Consider the following 22,082-nt stretch of genomic DNA (forward strand, 5'->3'; position numbering starts at 1 on the left):
AAATTTACTAACCCAGCTCCTATTATAATCCTGCGTCAATGTTGTTGACTGACTTACTGGAGTTCACCGCCAAAACAGGCTTCGCACAGAGAAATATACAGTGTATTCTTAGCCATCATCAGCGACATTCCCTCGTCATTATCATATTCCATCTGCCCTCCACGGATTTCTTCTCCTTTTTCCTTGTCGGTAGTTAGCAGAAATCCCTCCAAGGAACCTAAAAGATTGATGCCTGATTGAAAATGTCGGCCCTGACACGGGAAGAATGAGGGTAGTGGTAGTTCGTCAGTCGGTTGGCTGTGTGCATTGCACTCCGACCATATAGCTCACGCCTGCTATCATCCCACGTCAAGTCTGCAGAGGTACGGTCGGGGACGGTCTGACCCGACATCCGAATTACCTTCATATCACGTCTTCGACGGACGTTCCGAACAATTTTGATCTCCTTCGTTAACAAAGGGGGGCAACACATCGTACCGCCTCACAATATGAAACATATTCAATGAAAAACATGAGCAAGTTTTTCCTGAAGTGGTCGATAATGAAGCATGAAAACGAAGAGACACAAAATACGGAATAGAAAATTTTCATGGATTTACGAGCATTTGTTCATGACTATGAAACATGGATTCGGTCGGGTGCCCCTTCCCGATAAGGGCGAACACGTCGTAAGACGTGGGCGCAAAGCCACGGGTCAGGGTTGGTCCCTGATAGCCGGGTTGCCGAAGGCACGGAGAGCCAAGGGGCAGCGTCTGCGTCAGAATTTTCCGGGCAGTCTGGCGTAACGAAAGTATTTACCTTCGCCCGTTAAGGAGATGCGCTATGGTTAACCAAGTAATGCGTTTCGTGAATGATGATGAGGGAGCCACCGCTATTGAGTATGGCTTGTTGGCCGCATTAATTGCCGCAGTGATTGTCACGGCCGTGACTGCTGTAGGGACTGCCCTCAGTGGTACCTTTACTACGATTTCCACGAGTGTTGCGGCTCCAAGCTAAGGGAGAACTCCTTCCCGCAGGGGTGCTTAGAAGTGCCGTTCCCTGTGGCATCTCATAGGGGCGGTACTTCCGCGGGAAGCCCATGCTGAAAGGTGGCGAAGTCTTGAGAAGTGGCGAGAAGGTCAGTAAAGGATAGGGAGGCCAGCATCATGCAGACAATTCTCCTGAATCATTGGCATCACTGGGTAAAGAACCTCCTTGTTGATGAAGAAGGTGCCACGGCGATTGAATACGCACTTTTGGCTTCGCTCATCGGGGCCACGGCGTTAAGTGCTCAAGCTGCTTTGGGAACCGCCGTTGGGAACATGTATACGCAAGTCATGGGTGTCATCGCGGGTGCGTTGGGTAGTTAGCGGGATACTGATAAAGTCTGTTCTCAGTGGTGTTGAAGGGGTAACCACCTTAAAAAATTTCGCTCAAGTCTTTCAACCGACGCATTTAGATGTCTTAGCGTCTTCGCATTGTTCTATACCATGGTTCGTACCTTATTCCGGACTTGTGACGTATCCGATCCATCTCTAACGGTTGTGTTAGTGGAATTTGAAGGTATGGCCTGATCGCTACCCTCCAAACCTGGTCTTCCCCCGGTTTCACGGACAGGTTAAAGAAGAGTTTTGGACTTGCTTCGTTTCCGTAGACACTCACCCTAGTTTGCCATCTGCTGCTCATACGCTGTTGGGCTGATATTTCCCAGGTGCTGATGACGTCTCGCCCGATGATAAAACACCTCAATATAATCAAATATTTCTGCTCGCGCGGCTTCACGGGTTTTAAAGATGTGGCGACGTATTTTCTCCTTCTTCAGGGTCCCAAAGAAGGACTCGACCGCCGCGTTATCATAACAGTTTCCTCTGCGACTCATGCTTGGTCGCAAGCCATGCGTCTGGCAGAACCGATTCCATTCATCGCTGCTGAACTGCGATCCCTGATCCGAGTGGATAATCACGTCATGCTCGGGCTTGCGTCGCCACACGGCCATCAGGAAGGCGTCCAGCACGATCTCCTTAGCCAAGGTGGACTTCATCGACCAGCCGATGATCCGGCGTGAGTAGAGATCCATCACCACCGCCAGATACAGCCACCCTTCGTAGGTTCGAATAGAGGTGATGTCGGTCGCCCACGCACAATCCGGCCGGTCTATCGCAAACTGTTGCTGCAATCGAGTCGGTGCCGTAACCGCAGGCTTGGTGTAGCGGATACCTGGCTGCTTGTAGCCGCGCTGGGCGCGTATCTTGTGACGCTTCATGATCTTGGCAATCCGGTTCTTGCCCACCCGCTCACCCACTTCACGCAGATCGCAGAGAATGCGGGGCGCACCATAGGTACGGCCACTCGCCTCATGCGACTCGCGGATCAGACCCAACAGGCGGTCATCGCCTTGCGCTTGCTGGGACGGAGGGCGCTCCACCCACGCGTCATACCCACTGCGCGATATATCTAACAGGCGACACATCGGCTGCACCGCATACCGGTCCTGATGCTGCAAGATGAAGGCGTACCTCACGCCGGGTTTTTCGCAAAGTACGCGGCCGTTTTTTTTAGGAGGTCACGCTCTTCCTGTGCACGGCTGAGTTCCGCCTTCAGCTTCAGGTTCTCGCGCCGAACCTCTTTGAGCTCCGCCTCATATCGATCGGTGGCGTTGGGGCTATAGACTTTCACCCACTTGTACAGACTTTGTACTGAAATCCCCAATCGCTTCGCCACATCACCTACCGCGTACCCCCGCTCGATAACTTGCTTGACCGCCTCTTCTTTGAACTCATCCGCAAAACGCCCCTTCGTCATACCGTATCCTCCCATGCTTTATTTTAAAGTAGAGGAGTGTCTACCGATTTGGAGGAAGTCCAGAGACTTTTTCGATGTGTCCGCAAAATCAGGGGAAGACCAACCATTTAGATAGCCAAATGGAAACAAGGAGACATGAGTGGGCACCGAAGCAAACAAGTACAAAAGCTGAGACGATCCTAGCGCGGCTCGACGGCGGTAGAGTTTGCCCTCATTCTGCCGATTCTTGCGTCACTTGCATTTGGAGCGATCGATTTTGGGCGCATGTTGTGGTTTAAGGAGGTTCTGGTGAATGCGACCCGCGTGGGAGCGCACCGGGAGACAATATTTTATTCGGGCAACGGCCAGACAGAAATTGAAGCAGCCATCACGGCTTCTCTTGCTACGGGAGGAGTGGATCCATCAGGGCTCTCGGTGGTGGTCAATGGGGTCGGAAGCCCATAGGGACCGCCATTAAATGTGGTGTCTACCATCCCTTGGAATTATTTTGTCATCGATAAACTCATCCCTGCGATTTCGACTCCAAACCTATAAGCCTCTGTGACCACGATGATGGAATAAGAAAAGGTGGAAAATGTCTTGTCCAAATCTTCAATGTGACGGAGAAACAAATATGTGGAAAAAACAACGATGGTCCCTTGTCTCACCGTTTTTGAACCAACGGGGCATTTATGGCGGTCGCAATGAGTATCATGGCCGGCGTGTCGATTGATGTCGGACAGGCTTTACTCACACAAAATGAATTGCACAATGCCTTGGATGCCTCCGCGCTGGCCGCTGCGAGGCAATTGGGTGTGACATACCTTTCCTTGCCCATCGCTCCGCAGCAGGACATGGGTCGGGCACTCACTGGTAATGAACAATCACAAGTAATTGCTCAGGCGACGGCTGCGGCATTTGCCAACAGTGCTTCAGATGTTAGTCGTCTGTCTCTTTCGCAGGGAGATGTTGAATTTGGCATATGGGATTTCAATGCGCAGACGTTCAATCCAACGGTGAACCGGCCGAATGCCATTCGCGCGACTGTCCGACGTGATGGTGCGGCAAATGGAGCGATGCCGACATTTTTTGCCGGTATGTTAGGTGTGAGTACTATGAATATTTCGACCAGTTCGATTGCCGCATTAGGGACTTCAGGAGGACCTGTCCCACCGGGAGTGGCCGATGTGCCGTTTGCAATTTTCACTAACTGGTTCAACGGAGTTGCCAACTGCGATGGGGGTATACAATTTTCTCCGACTGGGCTGAATGCCTATGCGGGATGGCATGTTTTTGATCAGAACCCGGCTAATGCGAATACGCTCCGTAATACTATTGATGGGTTGAAAGATGGAAGCTATCAAAGTCCAGGGATCATCCCAGGGCAGACTCACTTTACGTTTACTGGTGGAGAAGTTGCTTCTGCCTTTCCCAATCTGATCGATCTCTGGGATGCGAAGAAACAATGGAATAGTGATACTGGACGGTATGAGTGGGATATCAATCTACCCGTATATCAGATGGAGGATCTTGTGGTAATCCCAGTGGTTCTATCACCATTGTGGGGTATGCTAAAGCGGTGGTGACAAACGTCAAGAAAAAGAATATTCAAGCGGAAGTGAAATGTGAGGGTTTTTTTTGATGGAACGCCAAATCCCAACCAGGCTGGTGGGGGGGCTGTGGCGCTTCAGCCCTTATCGGTTTATCCAAGATTAGTGTCCTGATGGTGGGTGGACAGACGGGAGCCTGAGAGGGGTTCTCAGCGACTGTTGTTCCCTGGACCGGAGAAGTCAAGGCTAAGCCTCTGGGACTTTTTAAATGTCCCCTTCTCAATGCTTTTCAAGAGTCAAATCGTGAGTCTCCGCATTTATGCACATGCGTATCCTTCCTGAAAAATCATCTGACGGAGAACTCATTTTCGTTTCTTTGTTGGTCCCGAGCCCATTTCAACGGCAATGTCCCTATCCTTCCATCATTCGCGCTTATGTGAGCATCCCTACTCGAAGAACCGATAAATCCCTTTTGCCGCCTTCTTGCCCGGTAAAAAATGAAAGTGGGGAGAAAGAACTCAGAGCATGACTCTTTCAAATCCATTTCCTGACCTCTCGCTTAATTCTCATAAATCTTTTTCGTTATTTCCCGACCTTGTTAATCGGGAGTTCATCTGCTCCCATCAGCCGCGACATTTGTAATCGAGAGTCTATCTTACCCCACTTCTGATGGATTCTCGCTAATCACCGGCGGAGGGAGTGGAGAGGGGTGGGCAGGCGGTGGGAGGAACGCGCTCGTTTGACGTAAGGGAGAGTGCTTCCTGCTGAGTGACCGTGGGGATGACGAGAAGGAAAACTCGTAGTTTATGGAGGGGAAAAAGATGGATTCTCAAAGATCAAAGTCGAGCATGACTAGGGAAGTGCTTGGTTATTTCACGCACAATAGAGAACGTGTAAAAAATTCACGACGTGGTTGTTCAACATCCTTTCCCTCCGTTCAACACAAAAGAAAATGTTTGAGTTCCATGCCTCAGATACTGTCGGCTGAATGGCAGATATGCCGTGACATACACAGGTCCGACATGACTAAGTGTTCTGGATGGCCACATCGTGTGAGGGCCTCACTGAAACCTTACATGTTTGTCCAATGCCGGAAATGTAAAATCGGAATTTTTTAAATGTAATATTAAAGGCAGCCAAGGTGCATGAATAATTTTTGGATGCAAGCCTTAAGAAAGTCCGGCAACCCTCCGAAACATGAACCGTTCCCTGTGCTTTTGCTTCATGTTCGATGCTGGTTTATGTGTTTATTGGAAGGAGTCGTTATTGGTGTACCCTCTTGAAAGTGTAATTATGAATCTAATTAAGGAATAATCTGAAGGCATGAGTTCTTCATTTCTTTTATTTGGATTAGCCTTGGGGTTGATAGTGGCCGCTGTCACTGATGTTCGGGAGGGGCGGATTCCCAATTGGCTGACAGGTTCCTTGGCAGTCTTTGGAATTGGATTGAATAGTCTGGAGTATGGTTGGGACGGATTCCTATTCAGTCTCGGAGGTCTGATTATGGGGTTGGTCTGCTTGATATATTTTTATCTTAAAGGGGGAATGGGCGCCGGAGATGTGAAATTGCTCGGAGCAATTGGAACAATCCTGGGTCCGGGCCAGGTGGTATTTGCGTTTGCATTTGCGGCCATGTTGGGTGGGTTGTATAGCTTGGCTCTAATGTCAAATCAAGGGGGGATGCGTCATGCCTGGGATCGGATGTTTCTCCTTCTTTCAACTCTCAAAATTACGCGGACCCTTCCGGTTTCGGGTGAAAATAAAACAGCGGAACCAAAGTTGCGGTATGCCCTCGTGTTAGGGCTGGGTACCGTGATCGCCAAAACGTTGTTTTATTATGATGTGTTGTAACTCGCGTTCGTTTAGGTATGCGAGTTGAATATGAGCAATCGGGGAAGATTCTTCTTGTTGTCTATTAAGAATGCCATTTGCCATCCGATATGCATGAGGTAGAGAAGTTGAAACTTCAGGATTGATAAGCATGAATGCAAATTTTGGTCTTGATTTGGTGAAGAAGGGGGAGGAAGTCTCATGGGACAAAAACGTCCACTCGTATTTTTAGGAATTGCCATGATGATTGCCCTGGTGACTACGGTCATGGTTTATCGGTGGCTACAGGGGCAACGAATGATTGAAGTTGACGCCCCTGAAGTGGTGATGGAGGGTGTGAGTGTCGCGGTGGCCAGTGCCGATATCCCCTGGGGAACACCACTCGGCGAAAAAGCCGTACGAGTCATGACATACCCAGAAGAAGGCGTCCCAGTGGGTCATTTTAAGGACCTTGCTTCCTTGAACGGCCGAGTGGTGCTGACGAACCTGAAAAAAAATGAGCCTATTTTAGAGTCTAAGTTGGCTCCCATTGATGTGAAAACGGGCGGAGTGTCTGCAGTCATGGATCCCAACAAACGGGCGATGGCTGTGAAAGTGAATGAAGTAGTAGGGCTTCCGGGTTTTGTGCAGCCGGGTGATCGGGTCGATGTGATGGCAACTTTTGAAGATCCTAGGGCTAAAAAGAAGGACAATGGCGGTGCGAAAGAAGAAGTGACCAAGGTAGTTTTGGAAAACACACTCGTGTTAGCAATCGATACGCAAATGGAGCGATCAGCCGGAGAAGAAAAACCTACTCCGGTTAAAGTTATTACACTGGAAGTGTCGTTAGAGGAAGCCGAGAGATTAGCCATGGCCGAAAACGGTGGGAAGTTACGATTGGCCTTAAGGAGCCCACTGAACCCTGAGGTGAAGAAAACCAAAGGTGCAGACTTTAAGGATTTGATGCGATCCCACCAACTCATTCCTCCGCCCCCTAGAAGGGGGAAACCGAAGGAGCAAGTTGAGGTGATCCAAGGGACAGACCGAAAAACGATGAAATTTTAAGAGGGTCGTCGAGAGGGACGCGATGAGCGTTAGGAAAGGTAAGGTTATGAATCAGACTCACGGTTTTCTATTCAGGAGCATGGTGTTGGCCCTTGGCCTAATCCTTGGGGGCTACACGGGAGCCTTAGGGGAAGGCCTCACCACTCAGGCTGTCCACGTCAATGAGCCTCAAAGCCTACGACTAACGGTCGGAGAATCAAAGATTATTGAACGAGAGACGGCCTTTAAGCGTGCGTCGGTTGCAAATCCTAAAGTGGCGGATCAAATTGTGCTTTCCAGTAAGCAAATATATCTGACCGGGATTGAAGTTGGGACGACGACTTTGACCCTCTGGGGGCAAGATGGCCAGGTGGCAAATGTTTTTCAAGTCCAAGTTTCTCCCGATGTGACTCGATTGAAGGAGCAGCTTCATACGATGTTGCCTCATGAACCCGGCATTGAAGTGATGAATAGTCATGAACACATTACTCTGGCCGGCAATGTCACCAATATGGAGTCCTTGGCGAAAGCCTTAACTCTCGCTGAGCCCTATGCTCCGAAAAAAATCATAAATATGATTCAGGTGGGTGGTGTGCAACAGGTGATGATGGAAGTGAAAGTTGCGGAAATGCAGCGCGGGCTGATGAAGCGACTCGGGGTCAATTTTAAACGGGCTCAGAAAAATCACCGTGATTTTTCCATCGGACTCATTAATGATCTGTCCACGGTTGATGCTTTCGAGCCGTTTGCGCATGCACAATCCTCACAAACTACGACCCTGGAATTTCCGAGTGTCCGAACGCTGGCCTCGAATCTGATTTTAGGGTTCGGGATTGGTGATGATTTATGGACCCTCTTTTTAGATCTGCTGAAGGAACATTCTCTCTCAAAAACCTTAGCCGAACCGACCTTGATTGCAGAGAGCGGGCAAGCCGCGGAATTTCTGGTTGGAGGAGAATATCCCATTCCAATTCCCCAGCAACTCGGCCAGGTGACGGTAAAGTTTAAAGAATACGGGGTCGGGTTGAAATTTACCCCCACCGTTCTTTCGGAGGGACGCATCTCCGTGATTGTGAACCCTGAGGTGTCAGAATTAGATTTTGCCAATGGCATTGTCATACAGGGATTTCAGATTCCCGCTCTGACGACCAGACGAGTCAAGACCGTGGTGGAATTGGGGGATGGACAAAGTTTTGCCATTGCGGGTCTTCTCCAGGAAAATATCAAGGAAACGGTTTCAAAATATCCTGTCCTCGGTGATGTTCCGATTTTGGGAGCGTTATTCCGGAGTACCTCATTTCAAAAGAATGAGACCGAACTGATCGTAATTGTGACCCCTCATTTAGTGAAACCTCTGGACATGGCGAAGCAGACCTTGCCCACGGATCATTATTTGGAACCCAATGATTTTGAGTTGATGCTGATGGGATATATGGAAGGGGCGTTTCCCGAGTCAGGTGTCGCCAGGCCGAGTGAGGCCTACACTCTTGGATCACCGAGAGTGGCAGGTAGAATGCCTTACCGTAAAGGTGGGATGGAAGGAATGTTTGGCCATCTGGCCCCATAGGAAATTTGATGAAAAAGGAGTATAGCATGCAACGCCAATCAATTGTGACAATGGCCGGTTTGATCGGCCTGCTTCTGGTGGGAGTGGGTGGCTGTGGTGTGTGGCCAGTCATGACCGAGGACCATGGACGACGGCCTCACGCCATGGGGAAAAGTGATCAAGTCTTCTCGCCTTGGGCACCCCAACCTATTCACCTTCATGAAGAGTATGGGTTGCCATATCGACAGGCTCTCGAAAATCAAATCGTGAATCCTGCGTCGGCCAACAATCTTGGTCCTATTCCTGGCTCAGCCGATTCACATGCTCTGCACCAAAGTCTGGCTCGGTATCAGTTGATGTTTGAAAGCCCGCCGTACTCCCCGTTTAAATTGAAGGGTGGTTCCGGCGGTGGCTCATCAAGCGGTGGTTCTTCAGGCGGTAATGCCTCAATTGGGGTCTCTTCGGAGGGATATTAACATGAAGGATAAAAGCTGGAAGCCAAAACGTATAGGCGCGGATTCCTCAGGGGCCTCATCTGATGTGCCAGTCATTGAGCTTTCCATTCGCTCGCAAGAATGTAAGGCGACCCTTGAGAGCATCATTCGGGAAACTGACGGTGTGCAGCTCAAGGACGGTCCGGATCCGGGAGTTCCTGCACTCATGATTATGGAACTTGAAGACACTCCGGAGGATACTTTCTCCCTTATTCGAGAGATGATGAAATTGAATAAAGGGATGGAGATATTCCTGACCGCTGCCAGCCTGGAGTCCAATATTTTATTGGAAGCCATGCGTGCCGGAGCAAAAGAGTTTTTAGCCCAACCACTCCAAAAGCAAGAAGTGAGCGATGCGATAATGCGATTTTTGGATCGGAGCACCGCCCCAGTTCGTCAGGGTGACGGACAACGAGCGGCGGGAAAGGTTCTCGCATTTTTTGGCGGAAAAGGTGGGGTGGGAACGACCAGTATCGCGGTAAATTTGGCTGCTGCTATAAAAAAAGGGCCCAACAACCCGTCCGTGGCACTGGTGGATGTCAACCAGCATGGTGGAGATCTTCCCTTGTATCTCGATTTGCAACCGAACCATAGCTTCCGGGATATCGCGACAGATTTGTCCAGGCTAGACCAGGCATTTCTCATTCGTGTCCTTACCAAAACGGAATTGGGCATTCAGGTGCTCCCGTCGGGGTATGACGATCTCAGCACAGGTCGATTAAGTCCTGATTGTGTGGAGGCAACGCTCCGACTTCTTCAATCCAGTTTTGACTATGTCATTCTGGATTGTGGGCACGTGTTGGATTTGACCACGAAAAAGGCACTGGAGCTTGCGACGTTAATTATGGTGACATCCACGTTGATGGTTCCCGTAGTTCATCGAACGAAGCGGATTCTAGAGTTGTTGCGTGGTTCGGGATTTCCTGCGGAAAAAATCCGGTTGGTAATGAATCGATTTTTATCGGCGGAACAGGACGTGCTGAAAGAGACGGAAGATATTTTGAAACAAAAAGCGTTCTGGCTGCTCCCCAACGATTATCCCTCAGCAAGTCAAGCCGTGAATAGCGGAAAGCCGTTGATCGATGTGGCTCCCCGGTCGGCAGTGGCTCAGTCCTATCGGGATCTGGCTGGTTCCTTTGACGGGCAGGCGAAAAAACAGGCAAGCAAGGGATCGTTAGCAGGATGGTTGAATCCCTTTAAAGGGCGGAATGTTCAATCATCCCCTTCAGGGGCATAATTTATCCCTTTCATGAGATTGAGGAATCTGGTCTATGTACGAAACAAAATGGGATGAAGTGGGTGCGGGAGCGGGCATTGGGGGGTTAAACCTGGGCCCATTGAAGGAACGACTTCATCGTCAGGTGATTGATACCCTTGATTTGGCGGTTGTCGCGAAGTTGGATAATAATCTTCTCAAGGTCGAGCTGACTAAGCTGGTCCAGGAAATGTTGGAGAAGGAATCTGTCCCTCTCAGTATGAAGGAGCGGGAAAGCCTGATTTCGGACATTGAGCATGAAGTTATGGGTTTAGGCCCACTTGAACCGTTGGTGCAAGATCAATCAGTGAACGATATTCTGGTCAACCGGGCCGACCAAATTTACGTGGAACGGGCGGGAAAACTTGAATTGACTGATGTAAAGTTTCGTGATGAAGCCCATCTCCGGAAAATTATTGAAAAAATTGTGTCGGCTGTTGGGCGACGAATTGATGAATCGTCGCCAATGGTTGATGCTCGTTTGTTAGACGGGTCACGCGTGAACGCCATTATTCCGCCGTTGGCATTGAATGGATCTTCTATTTCGATTCGAAAGTTTTCCAAGGATAAGTTGCAGATTTCGGATTTAGTGAACAAACGTTCCCTTACTCCCGAGATCGCAGAACTCCTTCGTGGGATTGTTGAAGCTCGACTGAATATCCTGATCTCGGGAGGAACCGGCTGCGGGAAAACGACCATTCTGAATATTCTGTCTGGATTTATTCCCTCAGACGAACGCATTGTGACGATTGAGGATTCAGCGGAATTACAATTGCGGCAAGAGCATGTGGTCCGGCTCGAAACCCGCCCTCCCAACGTTGAAGGGCGAGGAGAAGTGAGTCAGCGGGAATTAGTCAAAAATTGTTTGCGTATGCGGCCGGATCGAATTGTGATGGGTGAGGTGCGAAGTGGGGAATGTCTCGACATGCTACAAGCCATGAATACAGGGCATGATGGATCTCTGACTACGATTCATGCCAATACCCCACGAGATTGTCTGACGCGGGTGGAGACATTGGTAGCCATGGCCGGGTTGAATCTGGCTACGAAGGCCCTTCGCCATTATATCAGTTCCGCTATCGATGTCATTCTCCAAATGACTCGCTTGTCGGATGGATCCCGGAAAATGACCAGTTTGTCAGAAATTGTGGGTATGGAAGGCGAAACCATTACTCTCCAGGAAATATTCTTGTTTCAACAAACCGGACTGGATGAAGAACGCAAGGTGCATGGGCAATTCAGGGCAACTGGAGTGCGACCGAAATTTGTCGAACGGTTTAAAGCATTAGGCATTTCTTGTGATCCAAATATCTTCGACCCTGAGAAAATTTATGAAGTGTAATAACCACTATTTCAATTGTTCCACTTTCACAAAGGCCTTAGTTGTGATGGTTCGTCTTGTTGATTCGTCATCTTGTTGGGAGGACGTATCATGACCGTGGCCATTAGTATTGGAATATTTCTGTCCATTATTCTGTTTGTGGAGGGAGCCTATTACTGTTACCACCAATATGTGAATCCCCAGAACCGGAATTTTAAGCGGCGCTTGCGTGGGGGATCGGGAAAACCGGGAGATCTTCAGAAAGCAATAGATGCGCCTGGAATTCTTCGAAATCGCAAGATGAGCGACATTCCGTGGATTCAAAGCTTGTTGGGGTCTATGACGACGTTGGGGGGACTGGAAAAATTACTTCAACAGGCCAATAGTCAAATGCCGGTTGGGGTATTTTTCCTCTTATCCGGAGTGCTGGGAGGAGTAGGGTTACTGGTTGCCACTTTTCAAGACTATGGGATGTTTGCTGCCATGGGGCTCAGTCTTGTGGGGATGATGCTTCCATTGCTTCAGATGAAACGGAAGCGGAAACGTCGTTTTAAGGAATTTGAACGGCAATTACCCGAAGCTTTGGATTTAATGGCTCGTGCCCTTCGGGCGGGGCATGCCTTTTCTGTGGGTATGAAGATGATCGGGGATGAATTTCCAGATCCGATTGGTCCTGAGTTTAGTCGAACCGTGGAGGAAATTTCGTTTGGAATCGATGTCCCTCAAGCGATGAACAATTTAAATGGGCGGGTGATCAGTACGGATTTAAAGTTCTTTGTCACGGCCTTAGTCGTTCAACGAGAGACTGGTGGAAATTTAGCGGAAATCATTGAGGCGATTTCTCGACTCATCCGGCAACGATTTGAATTACTTGGTCGAGTCAAAGCGCTTTCGGCTGAAGGCCGGATGTCGGGGATTATTTTATTCTGCATGCCGATTGTGATGAGCATTCTGTTGTGGTTCTTGAATGAAGCCTACATGCGTATTTTGATTGAGGATGAGATGGGTCAAATGATGGCTCTAGGTTCAGGTTTGTTGATGATCGTGGGAGCCTTTGTGATGAAAAATATGTGTGATATTAAAGTCTAGAGGGATGGCATGATGGATCCATTATTCTTGATCAGTCTTTTGGTGTTTTTTGGGGTTCTCGTTGTCGGCTGGGGTATGTGGAGTTATGTGCAGTCCCAGGAAAAGGTCAAGGACTGGAGTATACGGGCGAAAGGCCAGTCGCTCTCGCAGAGTTCCTCGCAAAAAACTGAAAAGAAAACGAGTTTTAAAGATCAAGGCATGAAGCTGCTTGAGCGATTAGGCCAGGTCAATAAGCCCAAGGATCAAGCTGTCACCACTCGTTTGCGTGCCGCATTGGCAACGGCAGGATATCGAAATCCGCGGGCGATTGTAGTGTTTTTGGGAACCCGGATTTTTCTGGCAATTCTGCTAGGTCTGACCTTTCTCGTTTTTGGTTCAGAAGTGATGCAGGGAAAGGATCCCATGTTTTTCCCCATTGTGCTGATTGGTGTCATGATGGTGGGATTTTATGGTCCCCAACTATGGTTGAGCAGTGCCATCACTAAACGTAAAGAACGTTTAGTGAACGGGTTTCCTGATGCGCTTGATTTAATGGTGGTATGCGTAGAAGCGGGGTTAGGGCTGGACCAAGCCATTTCACGGGTGGGGCAGGAAGTCAAGCAAGGTCATCCCGATCTTGGTGATGAATTTATCTTGTTAAACTTGGAGCTACGTGCCGGTTTAAGTCGGGAACAGGGACTTCGGAATTTGGTCAATCGGACAAACCTCGACGATATTCGCAGTTTGGTAGCCCTGCTGATTCAGACGGATCGATTTGGTACGAGTATTGGCCAGGCGCTTCGAGTCCACTCGGATTCCATGCGGTTAAAACGAAGACTGAAAGCTGAAGAGCGAGGGGCACAGCTTCCAGTAAAACTGATGATTCCTCTTATATTGTTTATTTTTCCAGCATTAATGGTGGTGATCATTGGTCCTGGTGCTATTAGCCTTATGCGAAATTTAATGCCGGCTATGGGAGGGTGAACTCGAAAGAGATCCACGAACAATAGAATCGTTAAACATTTCAAAAGTGTAGAGGAAGACATAACATGGGAGTTTCATTCCACAAAATAACAGAACAAGAAATTCCAACAGCCAATTTGACTGTTTGGGCGATTGCGTTACTGGCGATAAAAGAAACCTTTCAGATGAGGTACACAATGATGAAGGCGAGCCTCCTCGTAACTTTGTTCGTATTGTTCAGCTTGGGTGTCGTTGGGTGTGCCCAAAAAGAACAGTCCATGTTCACCCTACAGGATGAACATTACCAGCAAATCATGGAACGGCAGAAGGCGGGAATCGATTCGGAATCCCAAGCGCCTGTGGATCTCACTCAAGTCATGAAGGGCGAGGAGTATGAAAAACTGGGAGATGCCCATTTGCAGCAAGGCGATTTCAGGACGGCAAAAATTCAATATGAAAAAGTGTTAGAGGCTTCCCCTGAACAGATTCCTGCGCGATACAAGCTGGCGGTGATCTATTTGGAAAAAGGATCTCCTCAGGAAGCCTATAACCAATTTCACCAAATTTTGGATTATGATTTGAATTTCGCACCAGCTTACGAGGGGATGGGGCGAGCCTTGCTGAAGATGGAGAAGGACCAGGAGGCGGAGCAGGAGTTCCAGGCGGCGCTATTGTATGACGGTGAAATGTGGACCTCTCAAAATTACCTTGGCATTGTGGCCGATCGGCGTCATGATCATAAAGAGGCGATCCACCTGTATGAAGTTACCTTGCAAAAAAGGGCAGATGATCCATCGATCTTGAACAATTTGGGTATGGCGTATTACCTCGATAACCAATATGAAGAGGCGGTCAGGACCTTTCAACAAGCGATTCAGGTTGGTGGATCCAATGATAAAATTTCGAATAATTTAGGATTAGCTCTCACCAAACTTGGGCATTTCGATCTAGCCTACGACGCCTATGCCCGAGGAATGGATCCAGCCAAGGCCTATAATAACTTGGGTGTGGCATTTTTGGAGATTGGGAAGTTTGCGCGAGCTTCCCGTTGTTTTGAGAAAGCCATTGAAACCCAACCGACCTTTTATGAAAAGGCCAAAGAGAATCTGTTGCTCAGCAATCGAATGCTGTCGAAATTCCCCATGGTTCAGCAGCAAACATTACTGCGACGGGACCCCGTGTGTGTGTCCTGAGCCATTTAAATCCCCTGGATGGACGCGTTGTGTCAATGCCTTCTGCCCAGATTTGATTGGTCCGCTTGAGTCATTCCCGACAGGGATGATCGGGAGTTTATTGGTTGTGGAAGAAATGGACGTCTTCTGACAATCATTTAGAAAAATCCTTACCTGATTTTTCGTTGACTTACCTTCATGTAGAATTGCCACCGTGGGGAAGGAACCGTCCTCTCGTGGACCTTCCCTTCGTCAAGCTCACCCAATATATGAATTTCAATGATTGGCAATTCTCGCGTTGTGCGAGCTTGTGGGTGAGGCGGTCGGGTAAGCCGTATGTTTTCCTAGTCTGTTCCTTTTTTGAATTTGTCCGTTTCCTAAATTGTTTTCGATACGGACGATGGTTGTTCCCTGCTTCTCAATTATCCTATCATGCATCCAATATCATCTTTTCCTTTAAAATGACTCTCGGTGAGACTGCGGTAGAGAACAACAGGAAATCTATCGGCTAAGCCGAATACGCTGGACTTTGAAATTAAATATTCCCTGCTCTTTGTTCATTCTGTGTGACGGTTTTTTCTTAATACGAGGGTCGAGTAATCTGTCTTTCAGAGGTAATACTCGAGTCAGAGACCCCAGCTATTACGATGAGGATCTCGAGCACGTCAGTGGGTCGTCTCACCCTTGTTTTGAGAAAACATGCATTCAAGAGTTTTTGCCAGGTCGAATATTTTATAAGGCTTGACCAAAATCCCTTGGAATCCATGTTCTTGAAAATCGCACATAATGGGATCGTCTGAATATCCGCTGGTGACAATAGCTTTAATGCGAGGGTCTAATTTTCTAAGATGCTGAATGGCTTTCACCCCTCCCATGGCGCCTGGAATGGTGAGATCGAGGATGACCACTTCAAATTTTTTTCCATCCGCCAGTCCTTTGGAAACAAGGTTGATGGCCGTTTGCCCATCTGGCGCGCTGACCACATCATAGCCGAACTGCGTTAGCGCATCCTCAACCATACGGCGAATGCTGTGTTCGTCATCCATAACCAGGACCCGTCCTCTATAATTTCGGGGAATGGCTGGAATGTTCTCTGTCTCAACTTCTGGCGTGACATGTGCGGATGGTAGAAACAGGGTGAAAATTGTGCCGACTCCGACTTTTGATGTCACGCTGATGTGTCCATGATGTTGCTGGATAATGCTATGGGCGGTGGCTAATCCCAACCCGGAAGCGCCTGGTTTGGTGGTGTAATACGGATCAAAAATGTTTGCCAGTTGGCGTGCCTCAATCCCGTTCCCCTGGTCCTCAAAAGAAATTCGCACATAGTTTCCAGGGATGAGTGCCGGCGAAGGAAGGGCCGAGGAATCATTCAGTCTCACGTTTTCTACTTTGAGGCTCAAGTGACCAGCGTGAGGCATGGCCTGTCTTGCATTGAGAGTAATGTTTTGAAAAACCTGCCGGATTTGACCGGGATCAGCATCAAGAGGCCAAAGGTCATCGGGGATGTCGAAATGACAACTGATTGATGACCCTGATAGGGCAAAAATCGTGCTTTTTCGAAGTAATTCTCCTAACGCGATGGATGTCTTTATCGGCGCTCCGCCCTTGGCAAAGGTCAGAAGTTGTTGGGTCAATTCTTTGGCGCGCAAGCAGGCTTGCTCGGCTTGCTCAAGATTTTGAGTCAAGGGGTCGCTCGAGACCATTCGCAATTTGGCCACAAACACGTTGCCCAATATCGTCGTGAGGATATTATTGAAATCGTGAGCCAGCCCTCCCGCCAAGACCCCCAAGGAATTGAGTTTGCTAATTCGTTGTTGTTCTTCCAGTTGACGGGATTGGTCGGTGATATCCCGGAAGACAATCACGGTGCCCACGAGGTGACCACTATGATCGCGGATCGGTCCTTCTCTAACGGTAATCTTCCGTTGCCGGCCACCTTTGGTCAGTAATTGCTGAGGGGCATCCAGCTCAGAAAGGACAAGTGTTCTGGAAGAAAACTGTAAAGACGGCTCAGCATCGTTTTTTTTGCTATCACCGGTCAGACGGAATATTTCTTGGAATGGCCGGTGCAAGGCCTCATGGGTTGTCCATTCGGTGATCTGCTCGGCCAACGGGTTTAAGAAAGAAATCCGTCCTTCTCGATCAGTCGTGATGATGCCTTCCGCAACCGATTGAAGCGTGGTGACCAGATGATCCTTTTCAGCAATGAGGGCCTGCTCGAGGCGTTTCCGGTCGGAAATATCTCGAAGGATAAAGCCGTGATGTGTGTCCATGCCGACTTTCCAACTCGTGGAAGAAATTTCCAAGGGAAAAGATTCGCCGCTTTTCCGTAGGCCGGTGAGCTCCAATGGCTGCTGAAGGGGAAAGGTTGAAGGTCGACCATAACTGATATCTCCCAGTCCTTTCCTGTACATGTCTCGATATCCTTCTTCCAGTAAGGTCACAATCGAATGCCCCAGGACCTCGTCAGGCTGATATCCGAACATTGACTGGGCTGCAGGATTCCAAGAGACAATGGTTCCGTGTAAATCGGCGGAGATGATTCCTTCATGGGCGGAGTCCACCAGAGAGGAAAATTGAGAATGGAGTTCGGTCATGGTCTGGCTGACCCGCACATGATGCGTAATATCCAGGCCATATCCCCGCACGAGACCTTTTTCCTGGAGAGGGGAGAAGGTCCAATCAAAGTGGTGGCCCTCGACAATGACCGTGAGACCTCTGATGGGGGTTATCGTTTTGAGGCATTCTAGCGTGAGCTGTGTCAGGGTGCTTGGAAGCACCATTGGCACGCCGTCTTCCCGAAATCCATAGGTGTCGAGGAGGCGGATCATCGCTGGGTTGGCATAGGCCAGGTGTCCTTGAGCGTCCACTTCCACGATGGGATTTGGGCTTTCTTCTGGCATCGATGCAAGGTGGTGATGCCTTTCGTGTTGCTGGAGTTCCAGGCTGAGATCACGAAAAATAATCAGCGCACCAGAGTGGCGCGGATCTGTCAGTGGCGTGGATTGGAATTCCACCCATCGGGTTTCCCCACTTGGCCGTCGAAGCAAGAGTTGAGGCGTCCATATGGATTTTCCCGTGGTGATCGCTCTGGTGATCGGGCAATGTTCTTCTTGTGTGCCAAGATCAATATAGAGACATTCCGCATGTGCATGGAAGGATTGTCCCAGGCATGAGGTTTCGGTTCGATGAAGAATCCTGGCGCCTTCCAGATTCAGGGAAAGAATCTGCCCTTGTGTATTTACGTGACAGATCCCAATGTGGATGGAGTCCATCAGGGTATGAACAAAGGCTTGGGATGAACGTAATGCCTTCTCTAGTCCTGAAATGTCCATTTGATTGAGTTCTTGAAAAAAATGTTGCCGATCCACTCAGCGATTCCTTCCTATCATAGTGACGACATCGTGAGAACGATACCTCGTCTTACCATAAAGCTTCAAGAATTTTTGACATATCCCATCCTTCCCGAGAAGGGTCCAGGGCTTTTTCAATTGATCGAAAAGGTGTTGTTGGGCTTTGTGCCGCCAGATCAATGATTGCCTGCTCGGGATAGGGTTGGTCCAGAGAGTCCTTAAGTAATTTAATGGTAGGGGTCATTCGGCTATGACTAGAAACCCACACGACTACGGCCTGTTCGCCGGTATTCAGGCGAACCAGGGAACCAATTGGATATACACCTAAGAGTTGGATTAATTGTTGTACAAGATACAGATGGTATTGCCCTTCGACAGCAGCCTGATAGAGTTCGGATAAGGCCCGGGCGGGCGGCACAGGTGGACAGCTGCATCGTCCACTAATTTGTGCGTCATAGGTGTCGGCAATGCTCAGTATTTGGGTGAGTTCCGAAATCTGAAGCCCTCGTAATCCCTTGGGGTAGCCGGATCCGTCAAGCCGTTCATGGTGTTCCAAGACCATCCGTTTCGACTCGTCAGGGATATCCGGGAATTGCTTAAGAATAGCCACGCCTATTTCGCAATGCGCGTGCATCAGTTTCTGCTCTTGCGGTGTGAAGCGCTCCACCTTTCGGATCATATTCAATGGGAGGCGAAGTTGTCCGACGTCGTGGAGAAGGGCGGCTAGCCCAACGAGTTTTAATTGCGTCGGATCGCAGCCGTGTTCTTGTCCGATTGCCATGGCTAACATGCCCGTATCTACCCCATGAGAGGCCAGGTTGGGATCGAAGCGACGCATTTGAATCAGCGATACCATGGCGGCCTGATGGTCTAAAATCCCATCAAGCAGGATGCTGACCACACTTCGGACTTCTTGGACGTGCTGGGGAGTGGGTGCTTCCATCTGATGGAAAAATACCTCCATGGTGGAGATCGCTTCCGCGCGAAGGAGACGTGCGGCTTCAATATCTTCCGGATTGGGCCCTGAGCCAACCCAGGGGGATGTGAACGGGGTTGTGTGAGAAAGATCCTGGTCCTCTGATGTGTGCTGAACGTCACTTGTCTCGGCAATATCGCATCCTTTTTCGGTGTCGATCTGGACTTCCTTGATTCCGTAATTGCGCAATAAGGCAATCTCATCCTCTCGTTTGATCGTCCATTTGTGTCGGAGAAACGGGGTTTTGAACCATGATCGGTCCATGCCGGTGATATACATCCCAGGCCTCAGGTCCTGAATGGAAATACGTTTAATCATGGTGCAAGGTTGGGCAAAAGGGGATAAAAAACGCACCAGATGAGATATGAGATGTACAGATGGGTACCAACCAGCCGGGGGCCGGATAGAATTGTGTCAATGGTAACCATATTCCCGAAAAAGGGCAAGAAGATGCTAGGGCTGAACCAGCCCGCCAAAGGCTCGACTGAAGTGGTTGACGCAAGATCGAAACGATGAGCAAATTTTTGGAGAAAAACATGAGAAGGATTAGGAGGAGCGTTTGAGAATTCGATCAATGCGGCCGGCAATTTCCGTCGCTTCCTTCTGGTGATCTCCCGCCAATAGGAGGGCATGGTAGTTTTGCAGGGTTGAGAGTAATTGCGGGTCCGAAAGTCCCCAGGACTTTTCTCGAAGGGCCAAGGCTCGTTTGAGAAGTGGGCGGGCCATCTCTAATTGGTTTTTCTGCTGATACAACGAGGCGAGTGCGGCTAAAGGATCGGCCATCCGAAGATGTTCAGCACCCAACGATTGAGCCAGCAAGGGCAAGGCTTCCCAATAATAGGCTTCGGCCAGACTCTCTTCTCCTTCTAGCCGGGCGACCTCTCCCAACTGAAAAATTACCAGCGCATATCGTTCATCGGTCGGCCCATGTTTGCGAACGGACGGTAACAGACTATGAAGCAGGTCTTTGGCTTCTTGAAATTGTCCACGGGTGATATTCGCATGGACTTGCTCCCATTGCCGATCCCATTCGGAGGATGTCGGGCATCCGGTAAGCAAAGAAATGAGGCCTGCAAGCAGCCACCATAAAAATAATGTTCGGTGTGCGGGGTGTTTCATAAATATCGGAGGACGAGTCTTTACGCCTGACTAGGGAGCCAAGTAAGTGAAGAACCACGCGTGTTAGAAGTTGGGCCCGATCATGGGAAAATCCTGTGGCATTCTGGACATTTTCTGTCACTCTTTGTAGGGTACCCGGGTGCAAGACCTGTGACGGAGATGAAGATGATTGACCAAGTATTGCGATATTGCCAGGAGGATGTGTGGAAGGAGGATGTCAATGCGCTAACCGGTTTTCGACAGTTCGGCGTCAAAACCTTGCGTTTGGCATTGGTGGCGGTCGCCGAATTTCAGGAAAGTGTCCTGAGTATTCGAGCCACCAGTTTGGTCTACACCACTCTCCTCTCCCTGGTTCCGTTTTTAGCGGTCACCTTTTCGGTCCTCAAAGCCTTCGGCATTCATCAAAAGATCCAACCTATTCTGGCGCAAGCGTTGGATCCGCTCGGGCCCAAGGGAATTGAGATTACCACGAATATCATCCAGTTTGTCGACAACATGAAAGTTGGTGTTTTGGGGGCGGTGGGCGTTGCGGGACTGTTCTATACCACATATTCGCTCATCGAAAAAATTGAAGAGGCACTGAACTCAATTTGGCGGGTTGATGCAGGTCGCCCTTTGGCCCGAAGGGTCACCGATTATTTAAGTGTCGTCCTCGTGGGTCCTGTATTCGTCTTTACGGCCTTCGGACTCACGGCCTCGGCGCAAAGTCATTGGCTTGTCCAAAAAATTCTGGAAGTCCAGCCGCTTGGCCATCTGATGGTCGTGCTCACCAATCTGCTGCCCTTCTTTTTTATGTGCCTGGTGTTTACGTTTATTTACAAGTTTCTGCCCTATACAAACGTCAAATTTAACTCAGCGCTTGTGGGAGGGGTGACGGCAGGACTGCTCTGGCAAGTGGCCGGATTGGCGTTTGCATCCTTTGTCGTAGGGACAGGACGATATAGTGCCATTTACTCAGGCTTTGCCGTGCTTATCCTCTTTCTCATTTGGCTCTACGTCGGGTGGCTCATTGTACTGGCGGGAGCTCAAGTCGCCTATTATCATCAGCACCCATCCGCATATCTGCTTCATTTGGGTCGAAAGCGCCAGACTCCACTCTTTCGAGAATACCTCACGCTGTCATTGCTCACGCATATTACCCGCCGGTTTTTATTGGGGAAGCCGCCTCTCCAGGTAGAGCAGTTAGCTCGCGCGCAGGGTGTGCCTCTAACCTTGGTGGAGTCGCTCATCGATGATCTGGTGAAAGGGCAGATGGTTGTGAAAGGTGATGACCCCAAAGGATTGGTATTGGCCCAGGCACCGGAAAACATTCCGGTTGTCGAGGTGTTACGAGTGGTGCAGCATCAATCCCATGGCGGACCCCAAGCCTTTACGGTAGGGACCGATATCATTAGTCGGGTGCTTATGCGTCGGGATGCGGCGGTGGAGGCTGCTTTGGAAGGTATGACATTGCGGGATTTACTACGACGTCAACCTGAAGTCGTTGAAGAAGAGGCTGGAACCGACCATCCCCAGACCCAAGATTCTGGTGGGGCTTTTCATCCTGAGTCGGAGGGTGAGGATCCCGGTCCTCCAGACCACCTCCAAGAATCCAGACAAGCCGACCCTCCTGTCGTTGGGAAAGGGCCGGGAAGGTAATCAGCCTATGG

Annotated in this window: 17 protein-coding genes, 1 pseudogene and 1 riboswitch; of the genes and pseudogenes, 14 read left to right on the plus strand and 4 right to left on the minus strand. The window is 49.4% G+C overall.

The features are described 5' to 3' along the window. The first annotated feature begins 646 nt into the window (after positions 1-646). Positions 647-727: riboswitch (cyclic di-GMP riboswitch) on the plus strand. Between the two features lie 95 nt (positions 728-822). Beyond that, positions 823-996 (plus strand): Flp family type IVb pilin, encoded by a 174-nt coding sequence (locus PJI16_13895; GenBank protein MDT3778654.1) that lies wholly within the window; start codon positions 823-825, stop codon positions 994-996. A 149-nt stretch (positions 997-1,145) separates the two neighbouring features. Continuing rightward, the gene (locus PJI16_13900; protein MDT3778655.1) at positions 1,146-1,349 is read left to right on the plus strand and encodes a Flp family type IVb pilin; all 204 of its coding nucleotides are present in this window, start codon (positions 1,146-1,148) and stop codon (positions 1,347-1,349) included. Positions 1,350-1,642: 293 nt separating this feature from the next. On the opposite strand, the gene PJI16_13905 is transcribed toward PJI16_13900, so the two are convergent. Next, positions 1,643-2,781 (minus strand): IS3 family transposase gene (locus PJI16_13905; protein ID MDT3778656.1). Its coding sequence is split into 2 segments (ribosomal slippage): positions 1,643-2,529 and positions 2,529-2,781, totalling 1,140 coding nucleotides; the frame shifts between segments, so codons are not numbered across the junction. Positions 2,782-2,979: 198 nt separating this feature from the next. Between PJI16_13905 and PJI16_13910 the strand changes: the two are divergent. From PJI16_13910 to PJI16_13960, 11 genes and pseudogenes are all read left to right on the plus strand, one after another. Next, positions 2,980-3,225: pseudogene (locus tag PJI16_13910) on the plus strand (pilus assembly protein). 227 nt (positions 3,226-3,452) lie between these two features. Continuing rightward, complete coding sequence (locus PJI16_13915) at positions 3,453-4,346, plus strand: TadG family pilus assembly protein (protein MDT3778657.1); 894 nt, start codon at positions 3,453-3,455, stop codon at positions 4,344-4,346. 1,287 nt (positions 4,347-5,633) lie between these two features. Beyond that, a complete protein-coding gene (locus tag PJI16_13920) occupies positions 5,634-6,161 on the plus strand; it encodes an A24 family peptidase (GenBank protein MDT3778658.1) in 528 nt (175 codons plus the stop codon). Positions 6,162-6,341: 180 nt separating this feature from the next. Next, positions 6,342-7,184 carry a Flp pilus assembly protein CpaB gene (cpaB, locus tag PJI16_13925; GenBank protein ID MDT3778659.1) on the plus strand — a complete coding sequence of 281 codons (843 nt, stop codon included), beginning with the start codon at positions 6,342-6,344 and terminating at the stop codon, positions 7,182-7,184. 46 nt (positions 7,185-7,230) lie between these two features. After that, positions 7,231-8,730, plus strand: a complete 1,500-nt coding sequence (locus PJI16_13930) for a type II and III secretion system protein family protein (protein MDT3778660.1) — start codon at positions 7,231-7,233, stop codon at positions 8,728-8,730. A 26-nt stretch (positions 8,731-8,756) separates the two neighbouring features. After that, positions 8,757-9,185, plus strand: a complete 429-nt coding sequence (locus tag PJI16_13935; GenBank protein MDT3778661.1) for a hypothetical protein — start codon at positions 8,757-8,759, stop codon at positions 9,183-9,185. A 1-nt stretch (position 9,186) separates the two neighbouring features. Continuing rightward, the gene (locus PJI16_13940) at positions 9,187-10,440 is read left to right on the plus strand and encodes an AAA family ATPase (protein ID MDT3778662.1); all 1,254 of its coding nucleotides are present in this window, start codon (positions 9,187-9,189) and stop codon (positions 10,438-10,440) included. 34 nt (positions 10,441-10,474) lie between these two features. After that, the gene (locus tag PJI16_13945; protein MDT3778663.1) at positions 10,475-11,800 is read left to right on the plus strand and encodes a CpaF family protein; all 1,326 of its coding nucleotides are present in this window, start codon (positions 10,475-10,477) and stop codon (positions 11,798-11,800) included. Positions 11,801-11,890: 90 nt separating this feature from the next. Continuing rightward, positions 11,891-12,868, plus strand: coding sequence for a type II secretion system F family protein (locus PJI16_13950; protein MDT3778664.1), 978 nt, complete (start codon positions 11,891-11,893; stop codon positions 12,866-12,868). Positions 12,869-12,877: 9 nt separating this feature from the next. After that, positions 12,878-13,831, plus strand: coding sequence for a type II secretion system F family protein (locus tag PJI16_13955; GenBank protein ID MDT3778665.1), 954 nt, complete (start codon positions 12,878-12,880; stop codon positions 13,829-13,831). A 65-nt stretch (positions 13,832-13,896) separates the two neighbouring features. Beyond that, positions 13,897-15,003 (plus strand): tetratricopeptide repeat protein, encoded by a 1,107-nt coding sequence (locus PJI16_13960; protein MDT3778666.1) that lies wholly within the window; start codon positions 13,897-13,899, stop codon positions 15,001-15,003. Positions 15,004-15,647: 644 nt separating this feature from the next. Here PJI16_13960 and PJI16_13965 read toward each other — a convergent pair. From PJI16_13965 to PJI16_13975, 3 genes are all read right to left on the minus strand, one after another. After that, positions 15,648-18,356 carry a PAS domain S-box protein gene (locus PJI16_13965; protein MDT3778667.1) on the minus strand — a complete coding sequence of 903 codons (2,709 nt, stop codon included), beginning with the start codon at positions 18,354-18,356 and terminating at the stop codon, positions 15,648-15,650. A 52-nt stretch (positions 18,357-18,408) separates the two neighbouring features. Next, positions 18,409-19,632, minus strand: a complete 1,224-nt coding sequence (locus PJI16_13970; GenBank protein ID MDT3778668.1) for a DUF3391 domain-containing protein — start codon at positions 19,630-19,632, stop codon at positions 18,409-18,411. A gap of 228 nt (positions 19,633-19,860) precedes the next feature. After that, positions 19,861-20,433 (minus strand): tetratricopeptide repeat protein, encoded by a 573-nt coding sequence (locus tag PJI16_13975; GenBank protein ID MDT3778669.1) that lies wholly within the window; start codon positions 20,431-20,433, stop codon positions 19,861-19,863. 165 nt (positions 20,434-20,598) lie between these two features. Here PJI16_13975 and PJI16_13980 point away from each other — a divergent pair, with 165 nt between their 5' ends. Further along, positions 20,599-22,071 carry a YihY family inner membrane protein gene (locus PJI16_13980; GenBank protein ID MDT3778670.1) on the plus strand — a complete coding sequence of 491 codons (1,473 nt, stop codon included), beginning with the start codon at positions 20,599-20,601 and terminating at the stop codon, positions 22,069-22,071. The last annotated feature ends 11 nt before the right edge of the window (positions 22,072-22,082 follow it).

Source organism: Nitrospira sp. MA-1 (assembly GCA_032139905.1).
Lineage (GTDB): Bacteria > Nitrospirota > Nitrospiria > Nitrospirales > UBA8639 > Nitrospira_E.